We start from the raw sequence: 15,478 nt of genomic DNA on the forward strand, positions 1-15,478 counted from the left end.
GACGCGGACGCGAGCCGTGTTCACGCGGCGTCACCGGCGAGCTGCCGCTGCTTGCGCCACCGGATGCCGGCCTCGATAAATCCGTCCAAATCACCGTCGAACACCGAGGCGGGGTTGCCCGTCTCCTGCTCCGTACGCAGATCCTTCACCATCTGATAGGGGTGCAGGACGTACGACCGCATCTGGTCACCCCAGGACCCGGCGGCGTCGGTCTTCAGGCCCTCCAGTTTGGCCTGCTCCTCCTGGCGCTTCCGCTCCAGCAGCCGGGCCTGGAGCACGCGCAGCGCCGACGCCTTGTTCTGGAGTTGCGACTTCTCGTTCTGACAGGTGACCACGATCCCGGTCGGGACGTGCGTGATCCGCACCGCCGAGTCGGTGGTGTTGACGCTCTGCCCGCCCGGACCCGACGACCGGTAGACGTCGACCCGGAGCTCGTTCTCCGGAATGTCGATATGGTCGGTCTGCTCGGTGACCGGCAGCACCTCGACTCCGGCGAAACTGGTCTGCCGGCGCCCCTGGTTGTCGAAGGGGCTGATCCGGACCAGCCGGTGCGTGCCCGCCTCGACACTGAGCGTCCCGTACGCGTACGGGACCTTGACCGCGAAGGTGGCCGACTTCAGGCCCGCCTCCTCGGCGTACGACGTCTCGTAGACCTCGGTCGGATAGCCGTGCCGCTCGGCCCAGCGCAGGTACATCCGGAGCAGCATCTCCGCGAAGTCGGCCGCGTCCACGCCGCCGGCACCCGCCCGGATCGCGACCAGCGCCTCCCGGGAGTCGTACTCCCCGGACAGCAGGGTGCGAACCTCCATCTCCTGGATGGCCTTGGTCAGCCCGCCGATCTCCGCCTCGACCTCGCCGAGCACCCCCGCGTCAGCCTCCGCCTCGGCGAGCTCCAGCAGCACCCGGGCGTCGTCGAGCCGACCGCGCAGGCTCTCCAGCTTGGCGATCTCTCCGTTGACGTACGAAAGCTTGGAGGTCACCCCCTGCGCGCGGGCCTGGTCGTCCCAAAGGTCCGGCGCGGAGGCCGCCTCCTCCAGTTCCGCCTTGGCCTGACGCAGCCGGTCGACATCGAGGACGGTCTCGATGTTGCGAAGCGTGGCGTCAAGATCCTTGAGTTGGTCGGCGTATTCGGCAGCGGTCACGACAGTCAAGAGTACTGGTCGTCCGCGGGACCGGGTCGGCGCCAGCGGCGAAGCGCTTCGGCGCGTCCGCCCGGGCGTCGTCCGGAGCTGCCGGCCGGGTCGGGAGCCGGATCAGACCGGTGCGTTCTTCAGCCAGGACAGCGCCGCCTTGTGGTACGCGACCGCGAACTCCAGCGCGGCGGCACCGTACGAGTCACCGGTCTTCTTCGCGTCCCGGGCCTGCTCCCTGGCTGCCGCGAGCGCCTCGGTGTGGTACTCGTTCGCGTTGCTCACCAGGTTGCGCAGCTGGGTGGCCGAGTGCTGCGGGCCGAAGGCCACCCGGAGCGCGGTCGGGTTACGCACCGTGTCCCGTCCCGGCATCTCGGTGAGCCAACGGGAGAACGTCCGCTTGCCGGCCGCCGTGATCGCGTACGGCTGGCTGGACCGGGGGCCGGGCTTGCCGAGCCGGACCAGTCCCTGCTCGGCCAGGGCCGGCAACTCCCGGTAGACCTGGCTCCGGGTCATCGACCAGTACGGCGCCAGGCGCCGCTCGGCGGCGGCCATCAGCTGGCCGCCTGTCATCGGTCCTTCGTGGAGCAGCCCGAGCAGGGCTGCCGCCGTGGGATTGATTGCAACATCCGCCATGCCCTCCACGCTGCCACTTTGCCGGCGCCGCGTCCAGGATTTGGCACTATCCGCTGGTCATCGTCTCCATTGTGCACTGTTCTGGGGCGACAGTCGGCTGAGGACGATCGATGGATCGGGGCTCGCCGGGCACGGCGGAGCCGACCATCCGACGGAGGGCACCCACCCCCGCTCCGCGCCGCTCCGGGTCGCCGCACCGCGGGCCCGGCGGGCGCACTACACGGCCCGACGCACACTCCCGGTCACCGGCGCTGATCGAAACGGACCCTCCGGTGATCCGGCGACCGGACACGCACGACCGCGGACCGGACACGCACGACCCGGGCCGACTGCCGGTCGACGGCCGGCGGCGCCTGATCAGGGCAAGTGTCAATTGCGGAGGTTAGTAAACTTTCATCGCTTATGTAGGCTTTTGCCGGAACAATCGCCGCCGGCCGGGCGGTCGACCGCGCACGAAACACGCGGTCGACCGGGGCACGGGACGCCGGGTGGTCAGCCCATGTGCGGGTACCGGTGGTCGGTCGGCGGGGCGAAGGTCTCCTTGACGGTGCGCGGCGACATCCACCGGGCGAGGTTGTGCCAGGAGCCGGCCTTGTCGTTGGTCCCGCTCGCCCGGGCCCCGCCGAACGGCTGCTGCCCGACCACCGCACCGGTCGGCTTGTCGTTGATGTAGAAGTTGCCGGCCGCGTACCGCAGGGTCTGGCTGGCCCAGTCGACCACCCGGCGGTCGGTGGCGAAGATCGCACCCGTCAGCGCGTACGGCGCGACCGACTCGGCCTGCCGCACCGTCTCCTCGAAGCGCTCGTCCTGGTAGACGTGCACCCCGAGGATCGGCCCGAAGTACTCGGTGGTGAACGATCTGTGCCCCGGGTCGTCGCACTCGAACAGGGTCGGCCGGACGAACCAGCCGACCGAGTCGTCGGCCGTGCCGCCGGCCACGACCCGGCAGGCGGGGTCGCTTCCGATCATGTCGAGTGCGGCGGTGTGCCGGGCGAACGCCTTGGCGTCGATCACCGCGCCGCCGAAGTTGGTGAAGTCGGTGACATCGCCGTACGCGAGCCCGTCGGCGGTGGCGGCCAGCCGGTCCCGCAGCCCGCCCTCCCAGAGCGACCGGGGCACGTACGCCCGGGACGCGGCCGAGCACTTCTGCCCCTGGTACTCGTACGCCCCGCGGATCAGCGCGGTGTGCAGCGCGTCGACGTCGGCGCTCGGGTGCGCGACCACGAAGTCCTTGCCGCCGGTCTCGCCGACCAGCCGGGGGTACCCCCGGTAGTTCGCGATGTTCTCGGCGACACCCTGCCACAGCTTCTGGAACACCTTGGTCGACCCGGTGAAGTGGATACCGGCCAGATCGGGGTCGGCGAGGGTGACCTCGGAGACCGCGATGCCGTCCCCGGTGACCATGTTGATCACGCCGGGCGGCAGCCCGGCCGCCTCGAAGAGCCGCATGGTGAAGTGCGCCGCGAGCTGCTGGGTCGGCGCCGGCTTCCAGACCACCGTGTTGCCGACCAGCGCGGGTGCGGCCGGCAGGTTGCCGGCGATCGCAGTGAAGTTGAATGGCGTGACGGCGTAGACGAAGCCCTCCAGCGGCCGGTGGTCGAACCGGTTCCACACGCCGCTCGACGACAGCGGCTGCTCGGCGAGGAGCTTGCGGGCGAAGGCGACGTTGAAGCGCAGGAAATCGATCAGCTCACAGGCAGCGTCGATCTCTGCCTGGATCGCCGTCTTGGACTGGCCGAGCATGGTGGCCGCGTTCAGGGTGTCCCGCCAGGGTCCGGCGAGCAGGTCGGCGGCACGGAGGAAGACCGCAGCCCGCTCCGCAAAGGACAAATCCCGCCACATCGGGGCGGCTTGCTTCGCGGCCGTCACCGCCGCCTGCGCATCCGCGTTGGTTGCGTTGTGGGTGACCCCCAGCACATGCTGGTGCCGGTGCGGCGCTACGACGTCGATCGCGGCACCCGCGCCCATCCGTTGCGTACCGCCGACCGTCATCGGCAGTTCGAGCCGCTCGGCGGCCAGTTCACCGAGCCGGCGTTCCAGGCTGGCCCGCTCGGCACTGCCCGGCGCGTAGTCGCGGACCGGTTCGTTGCGCGGCTCGGGTACGGAGAGTACGGCGTCCATGGGATTCTCCTGGGCGATCTCGACAGCGATGGCGAAACCGGACCCGCCGGTGCCGACCGGTCGGCCGGACACCTCGACCCCGTGCCCCGGGAGATGCCGGGAGTACGGGGGCGGGACCTGCGTCAATCCTTGCATGGTTGCCGCTGCCGACCGGCTCGGCGGGGCACGCCCGTGGAGGCGGCCGCGGTCGACCGCCGCCCGTCGGGTACTCCCCGGTCACCGGGACGGCCAGCACCGGCCGGCCGGTCGACGCCACCCGTCGCAAAGATGCGCTGCGGCCCGTCCGTACCGGCACCGGGCCAGCCCCCGAGCGGCCCGCGTACGCTGAGGAATCGGCGACCGGGCCGGACCACCGCAGCCTCCCGTCGCCGCTCCGCCGCCGAGCCGGCCATCCGCTGAAGGGGAGATGATGACGACAGAGTCCGGCACGACCGCGACCCCGGCCCCCGACCAACCGGTCGAGCCGGAGGCGGCGGTGATGGCCGCCCCGCCCTCGGTGCCGGCGCCCGGCGCGCTCGTCCTCGCGGTACTGGCCCTGGGCTGGCTGGCCGCGATGCTCTGGTCGGCCAGGGCGGAGATCTCCTCGGCCGGGCTAAGCTCGATGGCGACCGCCCTGACCGCGTACGCGCTGCCCGGGCTGATCTCGGCGAACCTGCTCGGCGGGGCCGCGGTCGGCCTTGTCCTGGGCAACCTGATGACCCGGGTCGGAATCTGGCGCAGTACCCCCCGGTTCGCCGTGTCGCTGGCCGTCGGCCTCTCCGTCGGGTTCCTCGCCGCGCTGGTGGTCACCCTCAGCTACGGCGAGGGTTCGGCGATCATGGTCCTCGCCGGCACCGTCGCGGCGGCCGCCACGGTCGGCGCCATCGTCGGCGGGCTGCGCAACACGCTGGTGGTGGCCGCCATCGTCGCCGCCGGGCTGGCCGTCTTCGCAGTCGGCTACGCACTGAACTACGTCAAGGACCCGTTGCTCGCCCTCTACGGCTTCGGCGACACCGAGGAGTCGCAGCTCACCGCGTACCGCTGGTTCGGCCGGACCGTCTCGCTGGCCGGCGGCCTGGCCGCCGGTCTGCTGGTGTTCGGCTACCTCCGGACGGCCGGACGACGGGCCGTCGAGCGGACCAGCGCCGCCCTGCCGCCGCTGCGCTGGCCGGCGCACCTGATCGCAGGTGCCGGGCCGGGGCTGCTGCTGCTCACCACCGAGATCCTCGCCCGGACCGCCGGGGCGGAGGTGATCCGGCTGGCCGGCGCGATCAGCGACGCCGACCAGACCATGCAGGCCGACCTCGGCCGCTCCCGGATCAACCACCTGCTGCTGGTGCTCTTCGTCGGCGCACTCACCGCGCTGATCGCTTTCGGCCGTACGCTCCGGCCGGCCGAGGAGTCGACCTGGACGCCGTCCGGCCCCGACGACTCCGACCGGGGCGGTGCCGAGGGCGCAGGGTCGACGGACAGGGTCGACGACCCGGCCGAGGATCAGACCGCCGAAGACCTCGCCGCCGAGGATCAGACCGCCGAGGCCACCGAGCCGTCCGCCGAGGGCGAGGAGAGCCCACGGAGCGACGGGGACGACGACCACCAGCCGGTAGACCGCCCCGAACCGGTCGCCAAGGCCGGTCGCTGAGCGCGGCCCCGCATTCCGGTACGCGCCGCACGCCGCCCCCCTCGCGCCGGCCCGCCGCATCTGGCCGGCGCCCCGGCACACGCCGCGCCAGGTCGCCCGGATCATCGTGCGGTGGTCGAGGCCGCCGCCCGTCAACTTGTGATCGATCAGCGCTACTGCGGGGCCCGGCGTGTCCCGGCGGCCGGAGCGACGAGCCGGGGGCCACCGATCCGAAGCGGCGAGACATAGACTGACATCATGGTCAACATCCTCAGAACGGCCGCCGCCACCCTCGTCGCGGCAGGGCTCGCGCTCGCCCTGGCCGGCTGTGCGGACGACGCCCCCGACCGAGATGACGTGGTGGCGAAGGTCCGCACCGACCCGCGAATGGCGGGTACCTCCGAAAAGGCGATCAACTGCCTGGCCGACTGGTACATGGAGAACGCGACGGTGGAGCAGCGCGAGGCGTACGTGGCGGGCGAGAAGAGTACGAACCCGGACGAGATCGCGGCGGTCGACGGCGCCGTGCTCAACTGCCTCAGAACGGCGGCCGGAACACCCTGAACCGCCGCACCCGGACCACCGGCTCTGGGTCGCAGGTCCTGGACTGGGTCAGCCAATCGCGCCGGAGAGCGCGTCCAACTCGGAGGGGTCGTACCACTCCAGCTCGTGGTCTTCCGCGCCGTCCACGGTGAACTGCGCGTCCGGGTCGCCGGCCAGCGCCTGCTCGACCGCCTCCACCGCAGCCTCGACGTCCTGTTCGGCGTCGTCGCCGTCCACGTGGATCGCGGCCACCGCGTCGATCCCGAGCCGCTCGCCCAGCCGTACGGTGCTGGAGCCGAGTTCGGGATCGGGCCGAGTGACGGCCCCCGGGGGCAGATCCACGGCGACCACGACCCGGCGCCTGGGCGCCCCGGGATCGGCCCGGAGCAGTCGCAGCCCCTCCTGGGCGGCTCGGGTGAAGGCGACGTACTCCAGCTCCTCCTCGTCGCCCTCGGCGTACCACTCGCGCAGCTCGGGAGTGACCGCGTGCCCCTGGGCGGCCACGATCCAGCCCTGCTGGCGCAGCTCGGCGAGCATCGGCAGAGTGGCCGGGACGTACACCCGGACGAGTTGCTCTGGCACGCTGGTTCTCCCCCGCTCGACGCCGGCCGGCGACGGCGCCCGATCCGGGCCACGGCCGTCGCTGACGTTCACCCGCGACGGTAGTACACCGACGGCGTGCCGGACGGCAGCGGACCCGCAGATCGGGTCGGGTCGCACCGCTCAGGCCCGCGCCGGGGCGGTCAGCGGGTCCACCGCCCGGGTCACCAGCTCGGCCCCGACGCTCTGGACCGGGAAGCCCTCTCGGATCCAGTACTCGATGCCGCCGATCATCTCCTTGACCCGGTAGCCCCGGCTGCTCAGCGCGAGCGCCGCCTTTGTCGCGCCGTCACAGCCGGGCCCCCAGCAGTAGGTCACGACCGGGATTCCCGGGTCGAGCAGCCGGGCGGCGCGCATCGGGATCATCCGGGTCGGCAGGTGAACCGCGCCGGGGATGTGTCCCTGCCGCCATGAGGCCAGATCCCGCGTGTCGAGCAGGACGAAGCCGGGATCGTCGCTGTCGAGCGCGGCGTGCACGTCGGAGACGTCCGTCTGCACCGCCAGCTTGGCGACGAACCAGGCGGCGGCCTGGTCGGGCGCGGCAGGCGGGACCGCCAGCACCGGGTTCGTGGTGGTCGTGGTCATGTCCGTAACGGTACGGCCGCAGCCTCCACATCTGAAGGCACGTTCCCCGGTTGCGGCAAGGGTCTGCCGGGGAATCCCCGGTATTCTGCTCCTGTGACCGACGGTTCACCGACACTCGATGCGACCGACTGGCGGATCCTCGCCGAACTCCAACGGCACGGGCGGGCCAGCTTCGCGGAGCTTGCCCGGTTGGTGGCGATGTCGCCGAGTGCGGTGACTGAGCGGGTACGACGGCTGGAGGAGACCGGGGTGGTAGCCGGCTACCGGGCGGTGGTGGTGCCGGAGCGGATCGGCCTGGACATCCTCGCCTTCATCCGGCTCCGCTATCCGAGCGGCAACTATCGGCCCTTCCACGCGCTGCTGAAGAGCACTCCGGAGATCGTTGAGGCGCACCACGTGACCGGCGAGGACTGCTTCGTACTCAAGGTCGTCGCCCGGTCGATGCGCCACCTGGAGCAGGTGGCGGGCCGGATCGCCGGGCTCGGCCCGGTCACCACCAGCGTGGTCTACTCCAGTCCGCTGCCGGGTCGGGACCTGACGGCGGAGGCGACCACACCGCAGTCGGTGGCAAACTGAGGCGGTCACCAATTACCGGGAGTTCTCTTGGAACCCAGGTTCCTGCTCTTGTCCGATGTAGCCGCCGAGCTGAACGTCTCGGACTCGCAGGTCTACCACATGGTGCGCAGCGGTGAACTGCCGGCGATCAAGATCGGCGGCCGAGGGCAGTGGCGGGTGGAGCGCGCCCGCCTGGAGGAGTACATCCAGCGCAAGTACGCCGAGACCGCCGAGTGGGTGGCCGACAACCCGCTGGTGGAGCGCCTTCCCGATTAGCCGCCGCAGCACGGGACCGGTGTCGGACCGGTCGGCTAGCGTCCACCCCAGACAGCTCACCACCGCCGCTTCCGCCAGGCTGCACGCCAGGCCGAGCGGGGATCGCGGCGCGCAAGCCCTCGGGTGATCTCTGCCCGCACCCCCGGCGCCCGTGCCAGCAGGGAGCCGTGCCGCCCGGCCATCGGGGCAGCTCTGCCGACCCATACCCGGCAAACGACTCAAAGCCATTGACGACTGCCAGTGAATGGGCTAGAAAAATAGCTGTCGGAGGCAAACGAAAGCAAACGCAAGATCAAGAAGGGAACGAGGATGCCCCTCGCCCGCACCCGGCCGCCCGTCCGGCCCACCGTGCGCCTGCGCCCCGTGCCGCCCCTTGATCCGCCCTTCGACGACGAATGCGTCCCGGAGACCTGGGTCGACCCGGCACCCTCACCCCGAGTCGTCCGGAACGGTGTCGAACGTTTCCGGCCGGCCGCCGCCGAGAGCCGCCACCCCGGCGCGGCGACCCGCCCGGCCACCGTGCCGAAGGCCCCCGCCCGACCCGTCGAGCGGGCGGCGGCTTCGGCTGTCCGCTCCGACCATGGCGACGGCGGTCGTCCGCCGCTCGCTGCCGCCGTGGCCGGCGCGACACCCGAGGCGAAGCAGGCGGCGAAGCGGTTCCTGGACACCTGCCTGGAAATCGTCAACGGCTACCGGCCGGCCTGGCACGTGCGGGCACTGGCCAGTCCGCCCGACGCCGCCGGGATGGTCGCGCAACTCGCCTCCGCCACGAGCCGGGTCTCCGGCCGGAGTCGACCCGGGCAGCCGGTCCGGACCGTGCGGCTGCGTCGGTTACGGGTCTGTGAACCGCGGCCCGGGGTCGTCGAGGCGGCCGCCGCGGTCGGCGTCGCCGGGCGTACCTGGGCGATGGCGTTCCGGATCGAGCGGCGCCGGGGCAGCTGGGTCGGGACCGCCGTGGCCCTGCTCTGAACGGCCCAGGCCGCACGATGGCGGTCTCGCCGACGGCCGTCCCCACCAGTTCCGAGGTCGCCGGCAGCACGCGTCCCGGGGCCTGGCCGGGGCCGCCGCGCAGCAGTTCCTCGGCCTGGTCGGCCCGCCACGGCACCGCCCGGGCGATGTGGGGGCTACTGACCGACCGGGTCTAGCCCTCACCAGTCCCGGGGGCCGGGCCGGCGGCAGGCGTCCCGGGGCCGGGCGCGTCACCCAGGTCGGCGCCGACCACCCGCCGAGCCCGCTGACCGGGCAGCCGACCACCCGCCGAGCCCGCTGACCGGGCAGCCGACCACCCGCCGAGCCGGCTGACCGGGCAGGGGTGCCACCGGCCCGGAGACACCGGTGCCCCCGGCCACCGGACGGTGGTCGGGGGCACCGGGACTGATCAGGCGCCGCCGGGCGCTCCGTGGCAGCGCTTGTATTTCCGGCCGGAGCCGCAGGGGCAGGGCGCGTTCCGCGATGGGGCATTGGCCGCGGTCGCCTGGCCCTGGGCGGGTCGACGGGACGTCGAGGGCGGCGGCGGGCCGCCCACCCCGAGCGCCGGTGCCTGCGGACGCTCGACCGCCACCCCACCGGTTGCCGGAGCCTCACCGTCGATGGTCGGCGCCGAGTACTGGAGACCCTGGGTCCGGGGTGCCCGCCCCAGCCCCTTGGCCCGGATCTCGACGGGCTGCTCCGCCGGCATCGGCATCGGGGCGGGACCGGAGTCGGCCGGAGCCGGCTTCGCCTCCTCCACCTGGACCTCCAGGTTGTAGAGGAAGCCGACCGTCTCCTCCTTGATCCCGTCCATCATGGTGGCGAACATGTCGAAACCCTCGCGCTGGTATTCGACCACCGGGTCACGCTGGGCGTAGGCGCGGAGGCTGATGCCCTCCTGGAGGTAGTCCATCTCGTAGAGGTGCTCGCGCCACTTGCGGTCGATGACCTGGAGCAGCACCATCCGCTCCAGCTGGCGCATCGCCTCGCTGCCGAGTTCCTCCTCGCGCCGCTGGTATGCCGCGAAGGCGTCCTGCCTGAGCTGCTCCAGCAGGAAGTCGGCGTCCAGGGTGCTCCGCTCCCCGCCGGACTCCTCGACGATGTCGTCGACGGTGACACCGATCGGGTAGAGCTGCTTGAGGCTGGCCCAGAGCTGGTCGAGATCCCAGTCCTCGGCGTAGCCGTCCGAGGTGGCACCGGTGACGTACGCCGACACCACGTCGTCGATCATGTTCCTGACCTGGTCGTTCAGGTCCTCGCCGTCGAGCACGCGCTTGCGCTCGGCATAGACCACCTGACGCTGTTTGTTCATCACCTCGTCGTACTTGAGGACGTTCTTGCGGATCTCGGCGTTCTGACCCTCGATCTGGGCCTGCGCGCTCTTGATCTGCCGGGTCACCATCTTGGACTCGATGGGGACGTCCTCCGGGATGTTGAACCGCTCCATCACGGCCTCGACCGCGCCGGCCCGGAACCGCTTCATCAGCTCGTCCTGGAGCGAGAGGTAGAACCGGGACTCGCCCGGGTCACCCTGCCGGCCGGACCGACCGCGCAGCTGGTTGTCGATCCGCCGCGACTCGTGCCGCTCGGTGCCGAGCACGTAGAGACCGCCGACCGAGGAAACCTCGTCGGCCTCGGCGTCGCAGGCCTCCTTCCAGCGCGGCAGGATCTCTTCGAGCGCCTTGGCGTAGTCGTCGCCGTGCTCCACCGGGTCGAGCCCGCGCTGCCGCAGCTCGGTGTTGGCCAGGTACTCCGGATTGCCACCGAGCAGGATGTCGGTGCCCCGGCCGGCCATGTTGGTGGCCACCGTGACCCCGCCCTTCCGCCCGGCCTGGGCGATGATCTCCGCCTCCTTGGCGTGGAACTTCGCGTTCAGGACGGCGTGCGGAATGCCCCGGCGGCGAAGCAGCTGGGACAGGACCTCGGAGTTCTCCACCGAGACCGTGCCGACCAGCACCGGCTGGCCGGCGGCGTGCCGCTCGGCGATGTCCTCGACCACCGCGTTGAACTTGGCCCGTTCGGTCTTGTAGATGACGTCCGGGCGGTCGATCCGGACCATCGGGCGGTGCGTCGGGATCGTCACCACCCCGACGTTGTAGACCTTGTTGAACTCGCCGGCCTCCGTCTGGGCGGTACCGGTCATGCCGGAGAGCTTGCTGTAGAGCCGGAAGTAGTTCTGCAGGGTGATCGTGGCAAGAGTCTGGTTCTCCTGCTTGATCTCCACGCCTTCCTTGGCCTCGATCGCCTGGTGCATGCCCTCGTTGTAGCGGCGGCCGTGCAGGATGCGACCGGTGAACTCGTCGACGATCAGGACCTCGCCCTCGTTGACGATGTAGTCCTTGTCGCGCTTGTAGAGCTCTTTGGCCTTGATCGCGTTGTTGAGGTAGCCGACCAGCGGGGTGTTCACCGACTCGTAGAGGTTGTCGATGCCGAGCCGGTCCTCCACCTTCGCGACGCCGCGCTCGGTCACCGCGATGGTCCGCTTGGCGTAGTCGACCTCGTAGTCGCCCTCGCCGTCCTTGCCGGGCTGGAGCCGGGCCACCACCCCGGCGAACTCCGTGTACCACCGGGCGGAGTGCTCGGCCGGACCGGAGATGATCAGCGGGGTCCGGGCCTCGTCGATCAGGATCGAGTCGACCTCGTCGACGATCGCGAAGTTGTGCCCGCGCTGGACCAGGTCATCCCGGCTCCAGGCCATGTTGTCCCGGAGGTAGTCGAACCCGAACTCGTTGTTGGTGCCGTACGTGATGTCGGCCTCGTACGCCGCCCGGTGCTCGGCGGCCGGCCGGTTCGGCAGGATCACCCCGACGGTCAGGCCGAGGAACTCGTGCACCCGCCCCATCCAGGCCGCGTCGCGTTCGGCAAGGTAGTCGTTCACCGTGACGATGTGTACGCCTTTGCCGGACAGCGCGTTGAGATAGGCCGGCAGCACCGAGGTCAGGGTCTTGCCCTCACCGGTCTTCATCTCGGCGATGTTGCCGAAGTGCAGCGCCGCGCCACCCATGATCTGCACGTCGTAGTGCCGCTGGCCGAGCACCCGCGAGGCGGCCTCGCGTACCGTGGCGAACGCCTCGGGCAGCAGGTCGTCGAGGGTCTCGCCGTCGGCCAGCCGTTCCCGGAACTGGTCGGTGAGCGCCCGCAACTCCTCGTCGGTGAGGTTGACGTAGTCATCCTCGAGCGAGTTGACGGCATTGGCGATCGCCTTGAGGCGGCGCACCATGCGCCCCTCGCCCGCGCGTAGGACCTTTTCCAGAATCGACACGGATCAACGCTCCCCTAGACAGTCTGCCGAACCATCGTAGGCGCATCACCGGCCCGATCGTCAGTCGCGCCGCCCCTCCTGTTCAGCGAACCGGACATTCTGTCCGATAGTAGCCGTGAGGGCCGGTAAATCCGGTTACGCCCAGCGCGAATGCTCCGGCACGATGACCGGATGGACCAGAACAGCCGCCCGGTGAACCGGAGCAGCCGCCCGGACGGCGTCGAGATCGTCGAGGCGGGACTGCGGCTCCGGCCGTGGCGGGCCGAGGACGCCGACGACGTGTACCGGGCATGCCAGGATCCGCAGATCCAGCGCTGGACCAACGTGCCCAGCCCGTACCGGGTCGAGGACGCGATCGACTTCGTGACCAAGCGGGCTCCGCAGGCGTGGTTGAACGGCTCCGGAGCGCCGTTCGCGGTCTGCGACGCCGACACCGGAGAACTCCTCGCCTCCTGCGGCCTGATCACCGTCGACTCGGTGCTCCGGTCCGGGGAGGTCGGCTACTGGACCGCCCCCTGGGCCCGCGGCCGCGGCGTGGCGGTCCGGGCGACCCGGGCGGTGAGCAGGTGGTCCTTCCAGGAGCTGGGGCTGCGCCGGATCATCTGGCAGGCGGAGGTCGGCAACCACGCCTCCCGGCTGGTCGCGCTGCGGGCCGGCTTCCAGGTCGACGGACGGCTCCGGCTCGCCGCCCCACGTCCGGGCGGCAGCCGGGAGGGCTGGATCGGCTCACTGCTTCCGGAGGACCTGACCGGCACCGACCCGGATCAGCCGGACGGCGCGGCGCAGCCGGGTGCTCCGGCCGGTGCCGGCTCACTCCCGGCGCGCCGGGCCGCCGTCTTCGCCGCCGCCCAACCGGTGCTCTTCGCCCGGACCGCCGACGGTACGGAGCTGCGGCTCCGCCCCCTGCACGAGCCCGACCTGGAGGCGATCGTGGCGACCTGCCGCGACCCGGAGAGCATCCGCTGGACCACCGTGCCGGACCCGTACCAGCGGTCGGACGCGGAGTACTTCGTGCACGAGTACAGCCGGACGGTGTGGCGTCGGGGCACCGGCGCCGTCTTCGCGATCGCCGACGGATCCGACCGGTACAGCGGGGTGATGGAGCTGCGGATCTCCCCGGGCGATCCCCTCGTCGGCGACCTGGGTTACCTGGTCGCACCCTGGTCGCGGGGGCGTGGCTACTGCCCGGCGGCGGCCGCGGCCGTTGCCGCCTGGGGCTTCACCGCCCTGGATCTGGCCCGGCTCGAGTGGCGGGCCAACGTGGGCAACACCGCGTCGCGCCGGGCCGCCCAGAAGGCCGGGTTCACCATCGAGGGCACCGCGCGGCACGCCCTCAGCCACCGGGGCAACCGGGTCGACGCCTGGGTCGGCGCCCTGCTCCCCGACGACCTCGGGCTCTTCACCGACGCCGATCGGCCGGGGGTCGGGGGCTGATCGGCGGAACCTCCAACCACCGCCCCGGCGACGGTTGACGGGCGGGGATGGTCATGCCCACCGGCCCTGGGGACGAGCCCCGGGCCGGTGGGCAACGGTGGAGTCAGCTGGCCAGGGCGATGATGCCGTAGTCGTAACCCTTGCGCCGGTAGACGACGCTGGGGCGGCCGGACTCCTTGTCCAGGAACAGGTAGAAGTCGTGGCCGACGAGTTCCATCTGGAACAGCGCGTCGTCGACCGTCATCGGATCGGCCGGGTGCAGCTTCTTCCGGGCGATGCGCCAGGGCTGGCTGTCGTCGTACTCGTCGTGCTCGTCGAACTCGGGTTCCTGGGCCGCACGGCCGTTGCCGGTCGACCGGGCCGGTGCGGGTGCGGTGAGGGTGGCCAGCGCCGAGTCACTCGCGTCGACGACCGGTAGCCCAGCGGTGGCGGCGGCAACGGAGACCGGGGCATGCCGGCCACGGTGCACGCGACGCCGGTCGGCGGCCCGGCGCAGTCTCGTGTCGAGCTTCGAGATCGCCGCGTCGAGGGCACTGTAAAAGTCCTTCGCACATGCCTCCGCCCGGACCACCGGTCCCCGGGAGATACAGGTAATCTCTATTCGCTGGCAGTGATCGGACTGTCGCGGATTGCGTTCGTGAAAGAGTTCCACGTCGATCCGAATAAGCTTGTGATCGTACCGTTCGATCTTGGCGAGCTTCTCGGCTACGTGCACACGGTAATGATCCGGCACTTCGACGTTGCGACCCTTGACCACGAGATCCATGCGTGACCTCCCTGCGCCATCGGAGAGTCTGCGGAAACAAAAAAGCCCCGGTCAGCCCGCCCCTGGAGGATCCATTCGGCTTGACCGGGTCGAGAACAACGGCGGTGCCTCCCTCCACGCATCCGAGGGGCGTTGGAACATCCGTCATACCCTCGGTAACCCAGACGCTAACCCCAATCGCCCCGACAGTCACCCCGGTCACCAAGAACGGTGGGAAGATTTGCATGAGATGCACGACAGGGTGAATGTCGCGGCACGTAGAGTGACTTTTCTGCGGAGTGGCTAACCACGCCCCCGTCGGACGGTGGCGGCCAGCACCGCCGCCGCGTACACCGGGATTCCCGCGCTCTCCAGCCGCCCGGCCACCGCCGCGAGCGTGACCCCGGTGGTCACGATGTCGTCCAGCAGCACCACCACCCGGCCGGCGGCCATCCGGCGGACCGGGTCCGACCGGCCCGACCGGAGCTGGAAGGCGTCCCGGGCCGCCGCTGCCCGGCCGGCGCTGTCCAGCGTCGCCGAGTCGGGTCGGGGCGCCGCGCGCAGCGGGTGGGCCACCACGACCGGCCAGCCGGCAGCCCGGAGCCGGGCGGCGCAGTGCCGGGCAAGCCGGCGCAGATGGTCGCCGTGCCGGGCCCGTACCGACCGTGCGGTCGCCGGTACCGGCACCAGCAGCACCGGTCGGCGCCCAGTGGCGGCCTCCGCCACCACCTCCGCGAGCAACCTGCCCAGCGGCCGGGCCAGCCCGTGCCGGCCCCGTTCCTTGTACGACAGCAGCGACTCCCGCAACGCGCCCTGGTAGCTGCCGAGCGCCACGCAGTCCGGCAGGCCCGGTGGCGCCGGGATGGGGCGTACCGGGGCCGGGCGCAGGGCCCGCAGCGCGGCGGCACAGCCTGGGCAGGCACCCTGGCGCAACGGCAACCGTTCGGCGCGACAGCCCGCGCACTCGGCCGGCAGCACCAGATCGGTCAACTCGGTCCAGACCCCCGCCAGCACCACGCCTC

14 protein-coding genes are annotated in these 15,478 nt (G+C 71.4%); 6 read left to right on the top strand and 8 right to left on the bottom strand.

What is annotated here, in order from left to right; genetic code table 11:
- Positions 1 to 20: 20 nt before the first annotated feature.
- From prfB to pruA, 3 genes are all read right to left on the bottom strand, one after another.
- Positions 21 to 1,142 carry a peptide chain release factor 2 gene (gene prfB / locus EV371_RS28215; RefSeq protein ID WP_130464719.1) on the bottom strand — a complete coding sequence of 374 codons (1,122 nt, stop codon included), beginning with the start codon at positions 1,140 to 1,142 and terminating at the stop codon, positions 21 to 23.
- Positions 1,143 to 1,253: 111 nt separating this feature from the next.
- Positions 1,254 to 1,766, bottom strand: coding sequence for a helix-turn-helix transcriptional regulator (locus EV371_RS28220; RefSeq protein WP_130464720.1), 513 nt, complete (start codon positions 1,764 to 1,766; stop codon positions 1,254 to 1,256).
- 492 nt (positions 1,767 to 2,258) lie between these two features.
- A complete protein-coding gene (pruA, locus tag EV371_RS28225; RefSeq protein WP_130466272.1) occupies positions 2,259 to 3,887 on the bottom strand; it encodes an L-glutamate gamma-semialdehyde dehydrogenase in 1,629 nt (542 codons plus the stop codon).
- A gap of 406 nt (positions 3,888 to 4,293) precedes the next feature.
- On the opposite strand from pruA, the gene EV371_RS28230 reads away from it, so the two are divergent.
- Together EV371_RS28230 and EV371_RS28235 are read left to right on the top strand one after the other, a co-directional pair.
- On the top strand, positions 4,294 to 5,508 hold the full coding sequence (locus EV371_RS28230; protein ID WP_207230628.1) for a hypothetical protein: 1,215 nt from the start codon (positions 4,294 to 4,296) through the stop codon (positions 5,506 to 5,508).
- A gap of 237 nt (positions 5,509 to 5,745) precedes the next feature.
- Positions 5,746 to 6,051, top strand: coding sequence for a BRO1 domain-containing protein (locus EV371_RS28235; RefSeq protein ID WP_130464721.1), 306 nt, complete (start codon positions 5,746 to 5,748; stop codon positions 6,049 to 6,051).
- Positions 6,052 to 6,099: 48 nt separating this feature from the next.
- Here the strand turns inward: EV371_RS28235 and EV371_RS28240 are convergent, their stop codons facing one another.
- Both EV371_RS28240 and EV371_RS28245 read right to left on the bottom strand, forming a co-directional pair.
- Positions 6,100 to 6,612, bottom strand: a complete 513-nt coding sequence (locus EV371_RS28240) for a DUF6912 family protein (protein ID WP_130464722.1) — start codon at positions 6,610 to 6,612, stop codon at positions 6,100 to 6,102.
- Between the two features lie 141 nt (positions 6,613 to 6,753).
- Positions 6,754 to 7,215, bottom strand: a complete 462-nt coding sequence (locus EV371_RS28245) for a rhodanese-like domain-containing protein (protein ID WP_130464723.1) — start codon at positions 7,213 to 7,215, stop codon at positions 6,754 to 6,756.
- Positions 7,216 to 7,308: 93 nt separating this feature from the next.
- Between EV371_RS28245 and EV371_RS28250 the strand changes: the two genes are divergently transcribed.
- The 3 genes from EV371_RS28250 to EV371_RS28260 all read left to right on the top strand — a co-directional run bounded on the left by EV371_RS28250 (position 7,309) and on the right by EV371_RS28260 (position 9,015).
- The gene (locus tag EV371_RS28250; protein WP_130464724.1) at positions 7,309 to 7,791 is read left to right on the top strand and encodes an Lrp/AsnC family transcriptional regulator; all 483 of its coding nucleotides are present in this window, start codon (positions 7,309 to 7,311) and stop codon (positions 7,789 to 7,791) included.
- 27 nt (positions 7,792 to 7,818) lie between these two features.
- Positions 7,819 to 8,046, top strand: a complete 228-nt coding sequence (locus EV371_RS28255; RefSeq protein WP_130464725.1) for a helix-turn-helix domain-containing protein — start codon at positions 7,819 to 7,821, stop codon at positions 8,044 to 8,046.
- 309 nt (positions 8,047 to 8,355) lie between these two features.
- Complete coding sequence (locus EV371_RS28260; RefSeq protein ID WP_130464726.1) at positions 8,356 to 9,015, top strand: Rv3235 family protein; 660 nt, start codon at positions 8,356 to 8,358, stop codon at positions 9,013 to 9,015.
- A 409-nt stretch (positions 9,016 to 9,424) separates the two neighbouring features.
- On the opposite strand, the gene secA is transcribed toward EV371_RS28260, so the two are convergent.
- Positions 9,425 to 12,277 (bottom strand): preprotein translocase subunit SecA, encoded by a 2,853-nt coding sequence (gene secA / locus EV371_RS28265; RefSeq protein ID WP_130464727.1) that lies wholly within the window; start codon positions 12,275 to 12,277, stop codon positions 9,425 to 9,427.
- 171 nt (positions 12,278 to 12,448) lie between these two features.
- Here secA and EV371_RS28270 point away from each other — a divergent pair, with 171 nt between their 5' ends.
- The gene (locus tag EV371_RS28270) at positions 12,449 to 13,711 is read left to right on the top strand and encodes a GNAT family N-acetyltransferase (RefSeq protein ID WP_130464728.1); all 1,263 of its coding nucleotides are present in this window, start codon (positions 12,449 to 12,451) and stop codon (positions 13,709 to 13,711) included.
- A gap of 103 nt (positions 13,712 to 13,814) precedes the next feature.
- Here the strand turns inward: EV371_RS28270 and hpf are convergent, their stop codons facing one another.
- Positions 13,815 to 14,477, bottom strand: a complete 663-nt coding sequence (gene hpf, locus EV371_RS28275; protein WP_130464729.1) for a ribosome hibernation-promoting factor, HPF/YfiA family — start codon at positions 14,475 to 14,477, stop codon at positions 13,815 to 13,817.
- A 282-nt stretch (positions 14,478 to 14,759) separates the two neighbouring features.
- Positions 14,760 to 15,470: a type I phosphoribosyltransferase gene (locus tag EV371_RS28280; protein WP_207230629.1), complete on the bottom strand. Its 711-nt coding sequence runs from the start codon at positions 15,468 to 15,470 to the stop codon at positions 14,760 to 14,762.
- Between the last annotated feature and the right edge of the window lie 8 nt (positions 15,471 to 15,478).

This window comes from Plantactinospora sp. CNZ321 (assembly GCF_004217235.1).